Source organism: Kitasatospora sp. NPDC101157 (genome assembly GCF_044768255.1).
In the GTDB taxonomy this organism is placed as follows: domain Bacteria; phylum Actinomycetota; class Actinomycetes; order Streptomycetales; family Streptomycetaceae; genus Kitasatospora.
In genome coordinates, this window is record NZ_JBIWPL010000004.1 from 276,675 (window position 1) to 291,409 (window position 14,735).

The window sequence follows — 14,735 nt, forward strand, 5'->3', positions numbered from 1 at the left end:
TGCCTACCCGGTCCACGGGGGGGCGCACGGGGCGCGCGTTCGCGCTCCAGGGGGGGGCCCCCCCCTCGCCGTTGAACCGCCGCGCGCCGCCCCCCCCCGGCACCCCGGGGGGCGCCCGTCGCGCTCTGCCGAAACCTCTCGCGAACTACTGCCCGCTGCCGACCAGTTCCTTCTCGTCCGTCACGGCCTCGCGCCGGTTGCGCACCATCGAGGAGGCCAGGGCCAGCCCGATGAAGGCGACGCCGATCAGCCCGGTGACGATCTCCGGGATGTGGTACTTGATCCCGACCAGCAGGATCACCGCCAGCGCGCCGATCGCGTAGTGGGCGCCGTGCTCCAGGTAGACGTAGTCGTCCAGGGTGCCCTTGCGGACCAGGAAGACGGTCAGCGAGCGGATGTACATCGCGCCGATGCCGAGGCCCAGGGTGATCTGGAAGATGTCGCTGGAGATCGCGAAGGCGCCGACGACGCCGTCGAAGGAGAACGAGGCGTCCAGCACTTCCAGGTAGAGGAACAGGAAGAAGGCGGCCTTGCCGGCCACCTGGACGACCGACTTGCCGGACTTCTCCGCCTCCTCCTCGCGCTCGGCCTCCTCCTCCAGACCCGATTCGAAGATCGAGGAGAGGCCGCCGACCACGAGGTAGGTGATCATGCCGAGCACACCTGCCAGCAGAACGGTTTCAGCGTGCTCCGCCGCGAAGAAGCGCGAGGCGAGCACCAGCGCGATCAGGGCGACGACGACGGAGAGGGCGTCCAGCTTGCCGACCTTCTCCAGCGGGCGCTCCAGCCAGCCCAGCCAGTTGTGCTCCTTCTCCTCGAACACGAAGTCCAGGAAGATCATGAGCAGGAAGACGCCACCGAAGGCCGCGATGGCCGGGTTGGCCGCCTCCAGGTACTGGCCGTAGGTCAGGCCGTTGTGGGTCTTGTCCGAGTGCAGGGCGAGGTCGATGACCGTCGCCGGGTTGAGCTTCGCGGTGAGGCCCACGACCAGCAGCGGGAAGACCAGCCGCATCCCGAAGACGGCGATCAGCACACCGACCGTCAGGAAGATCTTCTGCCAGTACGGGTTCATCCGCTTCAACACCGTGGCGTTGACCACGGCGTTGTCGAAGGACAGGGAGATCTCCAGGATGGAGAGGATCAGCACGATGCCGAAGCCTTGGGCTCCCCAGAGCAGTCCGGCCGCGATCAGGCCTACTGCGGTGATCGCGAATGACCAGCCGAATGTGCGGAGGAACACGGGAGTTGGCTACCTTTCGGGTTCTGGCCGTGCCGGGGGCGGCCTGGTCCCGAGGCGCCCGACCGGGCCGGGCCCGGTCAGGTCACCCCCGCACTGCCCTCTGTTCTCATGATCGTGATCGTTGATCGTTGACCGTTGATCGGGTGCGATAAGTCCGATTTACGCCCTCACTGTACGTTGACGCCGAAGTCGAGAGCGATTCCGCGCAGGCCGGAGGCATAGCCCTGGCCCACCGCGCGGAACTTCCACTCACCCGCGTAGCGGTACAGCTCCCCGAAGATCATCGCGGTCTCGCTGGACGCGTCCTCGGACAGGTCGTAGCGCGCGATCTCCTGGCCGTCGACGGAGTTGACGACCCGGATGTAGGCGTTGCGGACCTGTCCGAAGTTCTGCAGCCGGGCCTCGGCCTCGTAGATCGAGACCGCGAAGACCACCTTGTCCGCCTGGGCCGGGACCAGCTCCAGGTTGACCAGGACCAGCTCGTCGTCACCCGTGTCGTCGCCGCCCACGAGGTTGTCGCCCTGGTGCTCCACCGAGCCCTCGGGGCTCTTGAGGTTGTTGTAGAAGACGAAGTACTCGTCGCCGAGCACCCGTCCGCCACCACAGATCAGGGCGCTCGCGTCGAGGTCGAACGGTGCGCCCGTGGTCGAACGGGCGGACCAGCCGAGGCCGATCTGGACCTGCGTCAGGTTCGGCGCGGCCTTGGTGAGCGAGACGTTCCCGCCCTTGGCGAGCGTGACCACCATGGTGTTCTTCCTCCCTTGCTTCTCCCGGGGCGCCTTACAGGTGTAGTCCCCCGCAGCCCCGGCCGGCCCGCTTCGGCCGGCTGAACTTCCTGAACTCACATCCTCGCAGCGCGGCGGACCCTGACGAAGCCAGGCCGGCCCCGGACCCCCGACGGGGCGGCCCCGGACCCCCGACGGGGCGGCCCCGGACCTCCGACGAAGCCGGGGCGGCCCCGGACCGCGAGAGGTCCGGGGCCGCCCCGGGTGATCCGGCGCAGAACCCTTGCGCCGCAGGAGGACTCAGACGTTGACGCCGAAGTCCTGGGCGATGCCGCGCAGGCCGGAGGCGTAACCCTGGCCGATGGCGCGGAACTTCCACTCGGCGCCGTTGCGGTACAGCTCGCCGAAGACCATCGCGGTCTCGGTGGAGGCGTCCTCGGACAGGTCGTAGCGCGCGAGCTCCGCGTTGTTCTCCTGGTTCACCACCCGGATGAACGCGTTGCGCACCTGGCCGAAGTTCTGGCCCCGGTTCTCGGCGTCGTAGATCGACACCGGGAAGACGATCTTCTGCACGTCCGCCGGGACGCCGGCCAGGTTGACCTTGATCGCCTCGTCGTCGCCCTCACCCTCACCCGTCCGGTTGTCACCGGTGTGCTCCACGGAGCCGTCCGGGCTCTTCAGGTTGTTGAAGAAGACGAAGTTGCCGTCCGAACCGACCTTGCCCTGCTCGTTGCAGAGCAGCGCGCTGGCGTCCAGGTCGAAGTCCGTCCCGGTGGTGGTCCGGACGTCCCAGCCCAGGCCGACCACGACGGCCTGGAGCCCGGGGGCCTCCTTGGTGAGCGAGACGTTTCCGCCCTTGCTGAGGCTGACTCCCACGTGTCCTCCAAGAATCGGGAGGCACCGGCCGGTGCCCCCGGTGGTGCGGTTCGGGGGCGCCGTCCGCCGAGAACGGATGTACGCCCCACTCCGCCAACGGCCCGAGCGTAGTACCGGGTTCCCGCACGCACGCCCGAACGGGTGACGCGGACGCGTCGCACCGGCCCCGCGGGGCGGTCCGCGCGGGCCTCAGAGGCCGGCCAGGACCTTCAGGTACTCCTGCTCGTCCCGGGCCTCCGGGAGCCCGTTCACGACGCTCCAGCGCACCGTGCCGGCCCTGTCGATCACGAAGGTGCCGCGCAGCGGGCAGCCCTTCTCCTCGTCCAGGACGCCGTACGCCCGGGCGACCGCACCGTGCGGCCAGAAGTCGGCCAGCAGCGGGAACTCCAGGCCCTCCCGGTCGGCGAACACCCGCTGGCCGAACTGCGAGTCGCAGGAGACGCCGAGCACCTGGACGTCGTCGTTCTGCAGCCCGGCCAGCTCGCGCTGGATCGCGCCCAGCTCGCCGGTGCACACGCCGGTGAAGGCGAACGGGTAGAAGACCAGCACGACGTGCTTGCGGCCGCGGAAGTCGGCCAGCCGGACCGTCTCACCGTGCTGGGTGCGGAGTTCGAAGTCCGGAGCCGGGGTGCCGACCTCGATGGCCATGAGCGGGACCTTTCTGACGCGACCGGGCCGCGCGGCGGGCACGGCAGCCGCCATCCTCGCATCCGTTCACCCGCGTTGGGCCGAACGGATGACCCGCTCCGCCGGGCGGGCCCGTTCCTTCCGCCCTGAGCGAACGCACGAGCGGACCCGGGAGACACCCGGACCCGCACCGCGCCGCCCCGGGGAGGTGCGCCGCGGAACGCCCGGGAAATGCGCCGGGCCCCGCCGGAGGAGACCTCCGGCGGGGCCCGGCACGGGGCTCGGGGACCCGCTCAGCGCTGCTTGGACTGCTTCGTCGCCGACTTGGTCGCCAGGCGGGTCGCCGCCCAGTCCTTGGCGATCGCGATCGAGCTGGTCTGCGAGAGGCCCGCGGTCTTCGCCGCGTCCGCGATGTCGGAGGCCTCGATGTGGCCGTCCCGCCCGGTCTTGGGCGTCAGCAGCCAGATCAGGCCGCCCTCGGCCAGGTACTCCAGGGCGTCGACGAGGGCGTCGGTGAGGTCCCCGTCGTCGTCGCGGTGCCACAGCAGGACGGCGTCCGCGACGTCGTCGTAGTCCTCGTCGACGAGATCCGTCCCGGTGATCTCCTCGATGCCCTCGCGGAGATCCTGGTCAGTGTCGTCGTCGTACCCCAGCTCCTGGACGATCTGGCCCTCTTCGAAGCCGAGACGGGTCGCCGGGTTGGACTTGTCCGCGGGGTCCGCGGTCGCGCTCACGGGAATAACCTCCAGTATTCGGCTCGGCGTCCATGCCGAGGCTGTGGCCGTAGTCCACACGGGCGCGGCGGTTCGCGCAAGTACCCGACCGCCGATCCCCTCCAAAGGTTGACGTGTCACAGCGGGACACGCCGGTCGAGGTGTCGGGAATCACACCGATTTGCCCTTCTCTGCGTGGGACAAGGATGCTTCAGGTGGTCCCGGCCCACAGGCCGTACGTGTGCCCGAGATGCGAACGGCATTCGGGGTCCGCGCATGCGCGGGCGTAGAGTCTCCTGTTGGCCCTCACCCCGGCCACCCGCCATCGGGTGGACGGGACACCAGGTCGGACCACCTCTTTTCGTAACACCCGGGGGTGTTCGGAGCGGACGAAGACGCCCGCGACGCGCGCCACCAAGCCGCTCCGCCCACCAGGCGGAACGGTTACCGATCGGTAGAGATGACGGATCTCCGAGCGCGGTAGCACGATGGAGGCGGCGCGACACACCTCAGTTTCGACCGACAGTGAAGGAACAGCGTGGCTTCCGGATCCGATCGCAACCCGATCATCATTGGCGGCCTTCCGAGTCAGGTCCCGGACTTCGATCCCGAGGAGACCGCGGAATGGCTGGAGTCGCTCGATGCGGCCATCGACGAGCGGGGGCGTGAGCGTGCCCGTTACCTGATGCTGCGGCTGATCGAGCGCGCCCGCGAGAAGCGTGTCGCCGTGCCCGAGATGCGCAGCACGGACTACGTCAACACCATCGCGACCAAGGACGAGCCCTTCTTCCCCGGCAACGAGGAGATCGAGCGCAAGATCCTCAACGCGACCCGCTGGAACGCGGCCGTGATGGTCTCCCGGGCGCAGCGCCCGGGCATCGGCGTCGGTGGCCACATCGCCACCTTCGCCTCCTCCGCGTCGCTGTACGACGTGGGCTTCAACTACTTCTTCCGCGGCAAGGACGCCGAGGGCGAGTCCGGCGACCAGGTCTTCTTCCAGGGCCACGCCTCCCCCGGCATCTACGCCCGCGCCTTCCTGCTGGACCGACTCACCGAGCAGCAGCTCGACGCGTTCCGCCAGGAGAAGTCGAAGGCCCCGTACGGCCTGTCCAGCTACCCGCACCCGCGGCTGATGCCGGACTTCTGGGAGTTCCCGACCGTCTCGATGGGCCTCGGCCCGCTCGGCGCGATCTACCAGGCCCGGATGAACCGCTACCTGGAGCACCGGGGCATCAAGGACACCTCCGACTCGCACGTCTACGCCTTCCTCGGCGACGGCGAGATGGACGAGCCCGAGTCGCTGGGGCAGCTCTCGCTGGCCGCCCGCGAGGGCCTGGACAACCTGACCTTCGTGGTCAACTGCAACCTCCAGCGCCTCGACGGCCCGGTCCGCGGCAACGGCAAGATCATCCAGGAGCTGGAGTCCCAGTTCCGGGGCGCCGGCTGGAACGTGATCAAGCTCATCTGGGACCGCAGCTGGGACCCGCTGCTCGCGCAGGACCGCGACGGCGTCCTGGTGAACAAGATGAACACCACGCCGGACGGCCAGTTCCAGACCTACGCCACCGAGACCGGCGACTACATCCGCGAGCACTTCTTCGGCGGCGACCTGCGCCTGCGCGCCATGGTCGAGAACATGACCGACCAGCAGATCCAGCACCTTGGTCGCGGCGGCCACGACCACAAGAAGATCTACGCGGCGTTCAAGGCGGCCCGTGAGCACAAGGGCCAGCCGACGGTGATCCTGGCCCAGACGGTCAAGGGCTGGACGCTGGGCCCCAACTTCGAGGGCCGCAACGCCACCCACCAGATGAAGAAGCTGACGGTCGACGACCTGAAGCGCTTCCGCGACCGGCTGCACCTGCCGATCACCGACAAGCAGCTGGACGAGGGCTACCCGCCCTACTACCACCCGGGCCGGAACTCGGAAGAGATCCAGTACATGCACGACCGCCGCCAGGGCCTCGGCGGCTTCGTGCCGACCCGCAAGGTGCGTCCGCGCCAGCTGACGCTGCCCGGCGACGACGCGTACAAGGCGGTCAAGAAGGGTTCCGGCAACCAGACCATCGCCACCACCATGGCGTTCGTCCGGCTGCTCAAGGACCTCATGCGGGACAAGGGCATCGGCAACCGCTTCGTGCCGATCGCCCCGGACGAGTACCGCACCTTCGGCATGGACTCGCTGTTCCCGTCGGCGAAGATCTACAACCCGATGGGCCAGACCTACGAGTCGGTCGACCGCGACCTGCTGCTGGCCTACAAGGAGTCGCCGACCGGCCAGATGCTGCACGACGGCATCTCCGAGGCCGGCTGCACCGCTTCGCTGATCGCCGCCGGTTCGTCCTACGCGACCCACGGCGAGCCGCTGATCCCGGTGTACGTCTTCTACTCGATGTTCGGGTTCCAGCGCACCGGTGACCAGTTCTGGCAGATGGCCGACCAGCTGGCCCGCGGCTTCGTGCTCGGCGCCACCGCCGGTCGCACCACCCTGACCGGTGAGGGCCTGCAGCACGCCGACGGCCACTCGCACCTGCTGGCCTCCACCAACCCCGGCGTCGTCGCGTACGACCCGGCGTACGGCTTCGAGATCGCGCACATCGTCCAGGACGGTCTGCGCCGGATGTACGGCTCCACGGCCGAGCACCCGCACGGCGAGGACGTGTTCTACTACCTCACCGTCTACAACGAGCCGATCAAGATGCCGGCCGAGCCCGAGAACGTGGACGTCGAGGGCATCCTCAAGGGTCTGCACAGGTACGCGCCGGGCACCGCCGGCCAGATCCCGGCCCAGATCCTCGCCTCCGGCGTGGCCGTGCCGTGGGCCCTGGAGGCCCAGCGCATCCTCGCCGAGGAGTGGAACGTCAAGGCCGACGTCTGGTCCGCGACCTCCTGGAACGAGCTGCGCCGCGACGCGGTGGAGGCCGAGGAGTTCAACCTGCTGCACCCCGAGGAGCAGCAGCGCGTGCCGTACGTCACCCAGAAGCTCCAGGGCGCCGAGGGACCGGTCGTCGCGGTGTCCGACTGGATGCGCGCCGTTCCGGACCAGATCGCCCGCTGGGTGCCGGGCCAGTACCAGTCGCTGGGCGCCGACGGCTTCGGCTTCGCCGACACCCGTGGCGCGGCCCGTCGCTTCTTCCACATCGACGCCCAGTCGATCGTGCTGGGGGTGCTCACCGAGCTCGCCAAGCAGGGCAAGGTGGAGCGCTCGGTGCTGAAGGACGCGATCGACCGCTACCAGCTGCTGGACGTGGCCGCGGCCGACCCGGGTGCCGCCGGCGGCGACGCCTGACCACCCGCTGACGCCTGAAAGGGCCGGACCCCCGGGGTCCGGCCCTTTCGGCTTGCTCCGCCCGGGCGGATCAGATGTGCACGGCCGGCCCCGCGTCGGTCTCGCCGCGGCGGGTCAGCAGGGCGAGCAGGGCGGCGGCGAAGGCCACCACGGCGGCGACCGCGAAGGCCAGCGACATCCCGCTGACGAAGGACTGGTGCACGGCGCCCGCCATCGCGTCCACCGCCTGCTGGGGCATGCCGGGCTGGGCGGGCGGGGCGATGCCCAGCTGGGCGCCCTGCTTGAGGAGGTCGGCCTGCGGGCCCTCGACCGGCGGCAGGCCGGCCTTGGCCCAGTTGCCGGGCAGCACGTCGCCGACCTCGGCGGCCATCAGGGCGCCCAGCACGGCGGTGCCGAGGCTGCCGCCGACCTGCATCGCGGCCTGCTGGAGGCCGCCGGCCACGCCGGACAGCTCCAGCGGGGCGTTGCCGACGATCACCTCGGTGGCGCCGACCATGACCGGGCTGATGCCGAGGCCCATCAGGACGAACCAGAGCGACATCACCCCGGTGCCGGAGCCGGTGTCCAGGGTGGACATCCCGAACATCGCGGCGGTGGTGATCAGCATCCCGGCCATGATCGGGATGCGCGGGCCGAGCTTGCCGATCGCGATGCCGGCCAGCGGCGAACCGACGATCATCATGCCGGTCATCGGCAGCAGGTGGACGCCGGCGTCGACCGGCTTCATCCCGTGCACGTTCTGCAGGTAGAAGGTCACGAAGAAGATCGCGCCGAAGAACGCGAAGGCCATCAGCACCATCAGCAGCACGCCCGCCGACAGCGGCACCGAGCGGAACAGGCTGAGCGGGACCAGCGGCTCCTTCGCCCGGCCCTGCCAGAGCGCGAAGAGCACCATCAGCACCACGGCGCCGCCCAGGAACAGCAGCGTCCGCCCGTCGCCCCAGCCCCACTCGGGCGCCTTGATGATGCCGAAGACCAGGGCGAACATCCCGGCCGAGAGCAGTCCGATGCCCGGCAGGTCGAAGGACCTGGCGGCGTTCTCGGCCCGCACGTCGCGCAGGATCCACAGGCCGAGGGCGAGCGCGATCAGACCGACCGGGATGTTGATGAAGAACACCGACTCCCAGCTGACGTGCTCGACCAGCAGGCCGCCGACGATCGGACCGGCCGCGGTGGAGGCACCGATCACCCCGCCCCAGATGCCGATCGCCATGTTGAGCCGCTCGGCCGGGAAGGCCCCGCGCAGCAAACCGAGTGCGGCCGGCTGGAGCAGCGCACCGAACAGGCCCTGGAGTACCCGGAAGGCGATCACGGTCTGGATGTTGCCCGCGAAGCCGATCGCGGCCGAGGTGGCGGCGAAGCCGACCGCGCCGACCAGGAAGGTGGTCTTGTGGCCGAAGCGGTCGCCGATCTTGCCCGCGGTGATCAGGAAGACGGCGAGCGCCAGCAGGTAGCCGCTGGTGACCCACTGGATCTCCGAGGGCGCGGCCCCCAGCTTCTCCTGGATCACCGGGTTGGCGATGGCGACGATGGTGCCGTCCAGGGCGACCATCATGACGCCGACCGCAACGGTCAGCAGGGTGAGCCAGGGGTGCCCCTTGAGCCCTCCCCCGGACGACGGATTCGGCGGCGGTGCGTCCGCCTCGGAGTTCTTGACGACGGACTGACTCATCTGGGCCCTCCGGTGGCCGTGACAGAGACCGGACATGACGGTGGCGCTGCGACGACCCACCCGTCCCCACGAGTGCCCGGCCGACGAGCGCCACTCCGGGCAGATTATGTCAGCTACTGACATTCGGCAAACAGTGACTTCTGACCTGCACTGACATTTGTCAGGCGGCTAAGGTTGTCCTCCCACCCCTCGCCCCAGCGCCCCCGGAAGGCCCCCGCCATGGCCGCTCGCACCCCCCACCCCGTCGGTACCGCGGAGGACCTCGGCCGGGCCCCCGGCCTGCGGGAGCGCAAGAAGCAGCAGACCCGGGACGCCCTGGTGCAGGCCGCCCACGCGCTCTTCCTCGGGCAGGGCTTCGCCCGGACGACCGTCGACGAGATCGCCTCCGCCGTCGACGTCTCGCAGCGCACCTTCTTCCGGTACTTCGCCAACAAGGACGAGGTCGCCCTCGCCGTGATGGCCGACGCCGAGGACTACTTCATCCACTGCCTGCGCCACCGCCCGGCCGAGGAGACCCCGCTCCAGGCCCTGCGCGCCTCGATCGTCAAGGCCTGGCGCGACCTCGGGAACGCCCGGACCTCCGGCCCCGGCTCGATCAGCAGCGCCCTCGAACTGCTGCGGATCATCGAGGAGACGCCGGCGCTGCTCGCCGCCCACCTGCGCCGGGTCACCGAACAGGAGCGGCTGGTCGTCCAGGTGCTCGCCGAGCGCGAAGGGCTGGACCCGGCCCGGGACCTTCGCCCGGTCGTGCTCGCCGCCGTCTTCGGCAGCCTGCTGCGCGCCGCCCACCTGTCCTGGACCGCCGAACAGGAACCGGCCGGGCCCGAGGGCATGGTCGTGGTCATCGAGCGCTACTTCGACCAGCTCGGCCCCGCCCTGGCCGGGCACTGGCGGCCGTAGTCCCCGCTGTCATACCGGAGTATCACCCAGCACCCCGCGAGCCCCCGGAAGTTCGGGCTCCAGTCCGACGCCCCGCACCGGCCCACCCTCCTAGGCTGGCCCGCGATGAAGACGCTCACCACCGCCGACGCCCGCGGGTTCGCCATGCGCCAACTGCGCGTCCTGCGGCACCACCTGACCACTCCGAGCGACGACCACACCCCGCTGCTCGGGGACTCCCGCAGGCCCTGGGTCCGCCGACTCCCCTACATCGTCGCGGTCATCCTCCAGGCCGTCCTGATCCCCACCGGAATCGCCAACCTGGTCAACTTCTACGGCCTCGTCCTGCCGGTCGCCGCCGCACTCACCGTCAGCCAGACCACCCCGCTGTTCCTGGCCATCACCCGGCCGCTGGCCGCCTGGTGGATCAGCGCCGCCACGCTGGTCACCACCGCCGCCATCACCGCCCGGCACCACCAGGTCGAGGGCAGCTGGCCGTGGACGGCGCCGATGATCCTCTCCTATCTCTTCCTGCTGCTCGCCCTCGGGCTGCGCGAGCGACGGGCCACCGTGATCGCGGTCTGGGTGGCCACCTTCCTGCTCACCGTGCTCACCACCACCCTCGGCCTGCCCCGGGCCGGTGACGGCACCACCGTGCTGCTGATCGCGCTCAGCGGCGCCGTCCTGCTGCTCGGCTGGGCCGTCCGGGATCGCACGGTCGCCCGCCGGCTGCTCACCGAGCAGGAGCAGATCAGCGAGGTGGAGCGCGAGCGGCGCACCCTGCTGGAGGAACGCGCCCGGATCGCCCGGGAGTTGCACGACGTGGTGGCCCACCACATGTCGGTGATCGCGGTGCAGGCCGCCAGCGCGCCGTACCGGATCGAGGGCGTTCCGGCCGACGCCGCCGAGGAGTTCACGGCGATCGCCGGCACCGCGCGCGAGTCGCTGGCCGAGATGCGCCGACTGCTCGGCGTGCTGCGCAGCGAGGAGTCCGCGGGGGAGACGGCCCCGCAGCCGGGGGTCGGCCAACTCGCCCAGCTGGTCGAGACGGTGGGGCGGGCCGGGGTGCCCGCCGAGCTGACCGTGGACGAAGGGCTGGCCGAACGGGTGCCGCAGGCCGTCGGCCTCTCCGCGTACCGGATCGTCCAGGAGGCGCTGGCCAACGTGGTCCGGCACGCCCCGGGCGCGCGGACCTGGGTGTCACTGTCGGCGGACGGCCCGGAACTGCGGCTCACCGTGGTCAACGCGGCCCCGCCGCAGCGCACCGAGTCGCTGGAGGCCTCGGTCGAGGGCACCGGTCACGGTCTGGTCGGAATGCGGGAACGCGTCCGGCTGGTCGATGGCAGGCTGGACACCGGCCCGCTGCCGGACGGCGGCTTCAAGGTGGCCGCCGTCCTGCCCCTCGACCTGCCTCTGGAGAAACCCGCATGACCATCCGCGTGATCATCGTCGACGACCAGGCCATGGTGCGGGCCGGCTTCGCCGCCCTGCTCAACGCCCAGAGCGACATCGACGTGGTGGGGGACGCGGCGGACGGCGCCCAGGCCCTGGAGGTCACCGGGCGCACCCACCCGGACGTGGTGCTGATGGACGTCCGGATGCCCGTCATGGACGGCCTGGAGGCCGCCCGGAAGCTGCTCGACCCCGCCGTCCCGGGTGCGCACCGCCCCAAGGTGCTGATGCTGACCACCTTCGACGTGGACGACTACGTGTACGAAGCCCTGCGCGCCGGGGCCAGCGGCTTCCTGCTCAAGGACGCCCCGCCCGCCGACCTGATCGCCGCGGTCCGGGTGGTCGCGGCCGGCGAGGCGCTGCTCGCCCCCTCCGTCACCCGCCGGCTGATCGCGGACTTCGCCCGCAACCGGCCCGCCAAGCGCCGCGACCCCAAGCTGCGGCTCAACGGCCTGACCCCGCGCGAGACCGAGGTGCTGGAACTGATCGCCCGGGGCCTGTCCAACCAGGAGATCGCCGCCCAGCTGGTGCTGGCCGAACAGACCGTCAAGACCCACATCGGGCGCATCCTCGGCAAGCTCGACCTGCGCGACCGGGCGCAGGCCGTGGTGCTGGCGTACGAGTCGGGGCTGGTGACCCCCGGCGAATAAGGGGGGATATCCCCCTCATACCCGGGTAGCACCCGGGAGTTGGCCCCGCGGTGTGACGTCCGCGGGGCCGTCGCGTTCCTACCTTCCTCCCCGTCGGCAACCGAATCCGGTCGCCGGCCCAACGGGCAAGGGAGAGCAGGGACATGCGCAGGTTCCGGACCAGGCGGGCGATCGCCGCCACCGCGGTGGCACTGGCGGCCGTACTCGGCGCGGGCGGCTGGGCCGCCGACACCCAGACCGCCGTCACCGGTCCGCCGCCCGGCAGCGCCGCCTGGACCGCCGACACCGCGCTCGGCCTCCACCCGCCCGACCCGGCCGTCGGCACACCGGCCCAAGTCGCCTCCTTCTTCGCCGGGTTGACGCCCGCGCAACAGGACACCCTGGCTGCCCGGCACCCCCTGGTGGTCGGCAACCTGGACGGCGCCCCGGTCCGGCTCCGGTACCGCGCCAACACCCTGGCGCTCACCGCCGAACGCACCCGGGAACTCGCCCGGGCCACCGACCCGGCCCTCACCCCGCAGGACCAGCAGGCCGCCCGCACCCGCGCCGAGCGCTACCGCACCCTGCTGGACGGCGACCGGCAGATCCTCGCCTTCGACCCGCGCGGCCGCGGCCAGGTCGCCGAGGTGTTCGGCGACCTCGCCACCGCCGCCCGCACCGCCGTGATCGTCCCCGGCTCGGACATCGACCTGCTGACCTTCGACCGCGCCACCGACCCGTACGGCACCCCGGCCGGCATGGCCCGCGCCCTGCGGCAGGCCACCGACGGGGGGACGGCGGTGATCGCCTGGGCCGGCTACACCACCCCGGTCGGCGTCGGCGTCGACGCCGCCACCGAGGACCTCGCCCGGGCCGGCGCCGCCCGCCTCACCCGGCTGCTCGACGGACTCGCCGTCAGCACCCGTCCGCAGGCGCCGCCCACGGTGTTCTGCCACAGCTACGGCTCGGTGGTCTGCGGCCTGGCCCGCCCCACCCCGGCCCTCGCCTCCGCCCTGGTGGTGCTCGGCTCGCCCGGCATGGGCGTCGGCTCGGCCGCCGACCTCGACCCGGGCGTCCCGCTCTGGGCCACCACCCGCAACGGCTCCGACTGGATCGGCAACGTGCCCAACGTCCGGCTGTTCGGCCTCGGCCACGGCACCGACCCGACCGACCCGGGCTTCGGCGCCCGCCCGCTGCCCTCCACCGGATCCCACGGCCACACCGGCTACTTCACCCCCGGCACTGCCTCGCTCGCCGCCTACGCCGCCATCGCCCTCGGGCGCTGAGCGCCCTCCGGCACCCGAACCGCTCTCCGCCCCGACACCCGCACCGGAAGGAGCACCGCCATGGCCCACCCGCTCGCCACCCTGCGCCGCGCCGCCGAGAAGGTCGACGCCAGGACCCCCGTGACCCGCGACCGCGCCCTGGACGGGCTGCGCGCCCTCGCCCTGCTCTCCGTCCCCATCGGCCACTGGATGCTCGGCGGCCTGACCCTCTCCTCCGACGGCGCCCTGCACAACGCCAGCCCGCTCTCCTCGCTCGGCTTCTTCGCCCCGGTCAGCTGGGTGCTCCAGATGCTCGGGGTGTTCTTCCTGGTCGGCGGCCACTCCTCGGTCCGTTCGCTGGAACGGGCCCGGGAGAAGGGCCTGACCTACGGCAGTTGGCTGCGGGCCCGGACCGTCCGGCTGCTGCGGCCGGTGCTCGGGGTGACGGCGGTGTGGGCGCTGATGATCCCGCTGCTGCCCCGGCTCGGCGTGCCCGCCGACACCCTGCGCACCGGCGCGACGCTGGTGGTGCAGCCGCTCTGGTACATCGGGGTGTACCTGGCGCTGACCGCGCTCACCCCGCTCTGCGTGGCCTTCGGGCGCCGGCTCGGCCTGTGGTCGGCGGGCCTGCTGGTGGCCTCGGTCGCGGCGGTCGACCTGCTGCGGTACGGGCCGTGGGCCGAGGCGGTGCCGTCCTGGGTCGGGCTGCTGAACCTGCTGCCGGGCTGGATGTTCGGCTACCAGCTGGGCGTGCTGTGGGCGCGGGGCAGCCTCGGCCGTCCTGCGGCCCGGGCCCTGCTGCTCGGCGGCGGCGCGCTGTTCGCGGTGCTGCTGGTCGTGTTCCACTACCCGGCCAGCATGGTGGGCGTGCCGGGCGCCGAGCGGACCAACTCGCACCCGCCGTCCCTGCTGGTGCTCGCCCTGGCGGCGGTGCAGTGCGGCGCCGCGGTGCTGCTGCGGGAGCGGCTGGGCCGGCTGCTGAGCCGCCGTCCGCTGCTCTGGCTGCCGGTGGTGGTGGTCAACCTGTCGGCGATGACGATCTTCTGCTGGCACCAGAGCGCGATGCTCGCGGTGGCGGTGCCCGGTGCGGCCGGCCTCGGCGCCCTGCCCGGGCTGACCACCGCGCCGGACTCGCTCGGCTGGGTCGCCGCCCGACTGGCCCTGCTGCCGCTGTTCGGCGCCGCCCTGGTGGCGATCGGCTGGGTCACCCGGCGCTTCGACGGCCCCTGGACGGGCATCTCCCGGGCCGGCAAGGCACTGGCCGGTGGCGCGGCGGCGCTCTTCGCGGCGTACGCGCTGGGGATGGTGTGACGCACGCCGTCGACCACGGCACGAGAGGGGCGCGGACCAGCCGGTCCGCGCCCCCGG

The 14,735-nt window shown here is 71.5% G+C and carries 12 protein-coding genes; 6 read left to right on the top strand and 6 right to left on the bottom strand.

The features are described from left to right. Positions 1-145: 145 nt before the first annotated feature. The 5 genes from ACIRVF_RS10980 to ACIRVF_RS11000 form a co-directional block, all read right to left on the bottom strand. Positions 146-1,240: a DUF475 domain-containing protein gene (locus tag ACIRVF_RS10980; RefSeq protein ID WP_402815988.1), complete on the bottom strand. Its 1,095-nt coding sequence runs from the start codon at positions 1,238-1,240 to the stop codon at positions 146-148. 167 nt (positions 1,241-1,407) lie between these two features. Next, entirely contained in the window at positions 1,408-1,986 is a 579-nt protein-coding gene (locus tag ACIRVF_RS10985; RefSeq protein ID WP_396236129.1) for a TerD family protein, read from the bottom strand. 279 nt (positions 1,987-2,265) lie between these two features. Then, the gene (locus ACIRVF_RS10990) at positions 2,266-2,841 is read right to left on the bottom strand and encodes a TerD family protein (RefSeq protein WP_402815989.1); all 576 of its coding nucleotides are present in this window, start codon (positions 2,839-2,841) and stop codon (positions 2,266-2,268) included. 189 nt (positions 2,842-3,030) lie between these two features. Next, positions 3,031-3,489, bottom strand: coding sequence for a peroxiredoxin (locus tag ACIRVF_RS10995; protein ID WP_402815990.1), 459 nt, complete (start codon positions 3,487-3,489; stop codon positions 3,031-3,033). A gap of 272 nt (positions 3,490-3,761) precedes the next feature. Beyond that, positions 3,762-4,202, bottom strand: coding sequence for a DUF3052 domain-containing protein (locus tag ACIRVF_RS11000; RefSeq protein WP_402815991.1), 441 nt, complete (start codon positions 4,200-4,202; stop codon positions 3,762-3,764). Between the two features lie 517 nt (positions 4,203-4,719). On the opposite strand from ACIRVF_RS11000, the gene aceE reads away from it, so the two are divergent. Beyond that, entirely contained in the window at positions 4,720-7,470 is a 2,751-nt protein-coding gene (aceE, locus tag ACIRVF_RS11005) for a pyruvate dehydrogenase (acetyl-transferring), homodimeric type (RefSeq protein WP_402815992.1), read from the top strand. Between the two features lie 70 nt (positions 7,471-7,540). On the opposite strand, the gene ACIRVF_RS11010 is transcribed toward aceE, so the two are convergent. Next, the gene (locus ACIRVF_RS11010) at positions 7,541-9,142 is read right to left on the bottom strand and encodes an MFS transporter (protein WP_402815993.1); all 1,602 of its coding nucleotides are present in this window, start codon (positions 9,140-9,142) and stop codon (positions 7,541-7,543) included. A 219-nt stretch (positions 9,143-9,361) separates the two neighbouring features. Between ACIRVF_RS11010 and ACIRVF_RS11015 the strand changes: the two genes are divergently transcribed. From ACIRVF_RS11015 to ACIRVF_RS11035, 5 genes are all read left to right on the top strand, one after another. Beyond that, on the top strand, positions 9,362-10,042 hold the full coding sequence (locus tag ACIRVF_RS11015) for a TetR/AcrR family transcriptional regulator (RefSeq protein ID WP_402815994.1): 681 nt from the start codon (positions 9,362-9,364) through the stop codon (positions 10,040-10,042). Positions 10,043-10,147: 105 nt separating this feature from the next. After that, the gene (locus tag ACIRVF_RS11020; protein ID WP_402815995.1) at positions 10,148-11,452 is read left to right on the top strand and encodes a sensor histidine kinase; all 1,305 of its coding nucleotides are present in this window, start codon (positions 10,148-10,150) and stop codon (positions 11,450-11,452) included. Further along, positions 11,449-12,123, top strand: coding sequence for a response regulator (locus tag ACIRVF_RS11025; RefSeq protein ID WP_402815996.1), 675 nt, complete (start codon positions 11,449-11,451; stop codon positions 12,121-12,123). Before ACIRVF_RS11020 ends, ACIRVF_RS11025 begins: the two co-directional genes overlap by 4 nt. A gap of 143 nt (positions 12,124-12,266) precedes the next feature. Further along, on the top strand, positions 12,267-13,388 hold the full coding sequence (locus ACIRVF_RS11030) for an alpha/beta hydrolase (RefSeq protein WP_402815997.1): 1,122 nt from the start codon (positions 12,267-12,269) through the stop codon (positions 13,386-13,388). Positions 13,389-13,448: 60 nt separating this feature from the next. Beyond that, positions 13,449-14,678, top strand: a complete 1,230-nt coding sequence (locus tag ACIRVF_RS11035) for an acyltransferase (protein ID WP_402815998.1) — start codon at positions 13,449-13,451, stop codon at positions 14,676-14,678. Positions 14,679-14,735: the final 57 nt, after the last annotated feature.

What these genes read in the sequence shown, in the direction of transcription:
- ACIRVF_RS11025 (WP_402815996.1), top strand. Translation starts at nt 11,449, where the DNA reads ATGACCATCCGCGTGATCATCGTCGACGACCAGGCCATGGTGCGGGCC.
- ACIRVF_RS11010 (WP_402815993.1), bottom strand. Translation starts at nt 9,142, where the DNA reads ATGAGTCAGTCCGTCGTCAAGAACTCCGAGGCGGACGCACCGCCGCCG.
- ACIRVF_RS11035 (WP_402815998.1), top strand. Translation starts at nt 13,449, where the DNA reads ATGGCCCACCCGCTCGCCACCCTGCGCCGCGCCGCCGAGAAGGTCGAC.
- ACIRVF_RS11015 (WP_402815994.1), top strand. Translation starts at nt 9,362, where the DNA reads ATGGCCGCTCGCACCCCCCACCCCGTCGGTACCGCGGAGGACCTCGGC.
- ACIRVF_RS11020 (WP_402815995.1), top strand. Translation starts at nt 10,148, where the DNA reads ATGAAGACGCTCACCACCGCCGACGCCCGCGGGTTCGCCATGCGCCAA.
- ACIRVF_RS11030 (WP_402815997.1), top strand. Translation starts at nt 12,267, where the DNA reads ATGCGCAGGTTCCGGACCAGGCGGGCGATCGCCGCCACCGCGGTGGCA.
- ACIRVF_RS10985 (WP_396236129.1), bottom strand. Translation starts at nt 1,986, where the DNA reads ATGGTGGTCACGCTCGCCAAGGGCGGGAACGTCTCGCTCACCAAGGCC.
- ACIRVF_RS10995 (WP_402815990.1), bottom strand. Translation starts at nt 3,489, where the DNA reads ATGGCCATCGAGGTCGGCACCCCGGCTCCGGACTTCGAACTCCGCACC.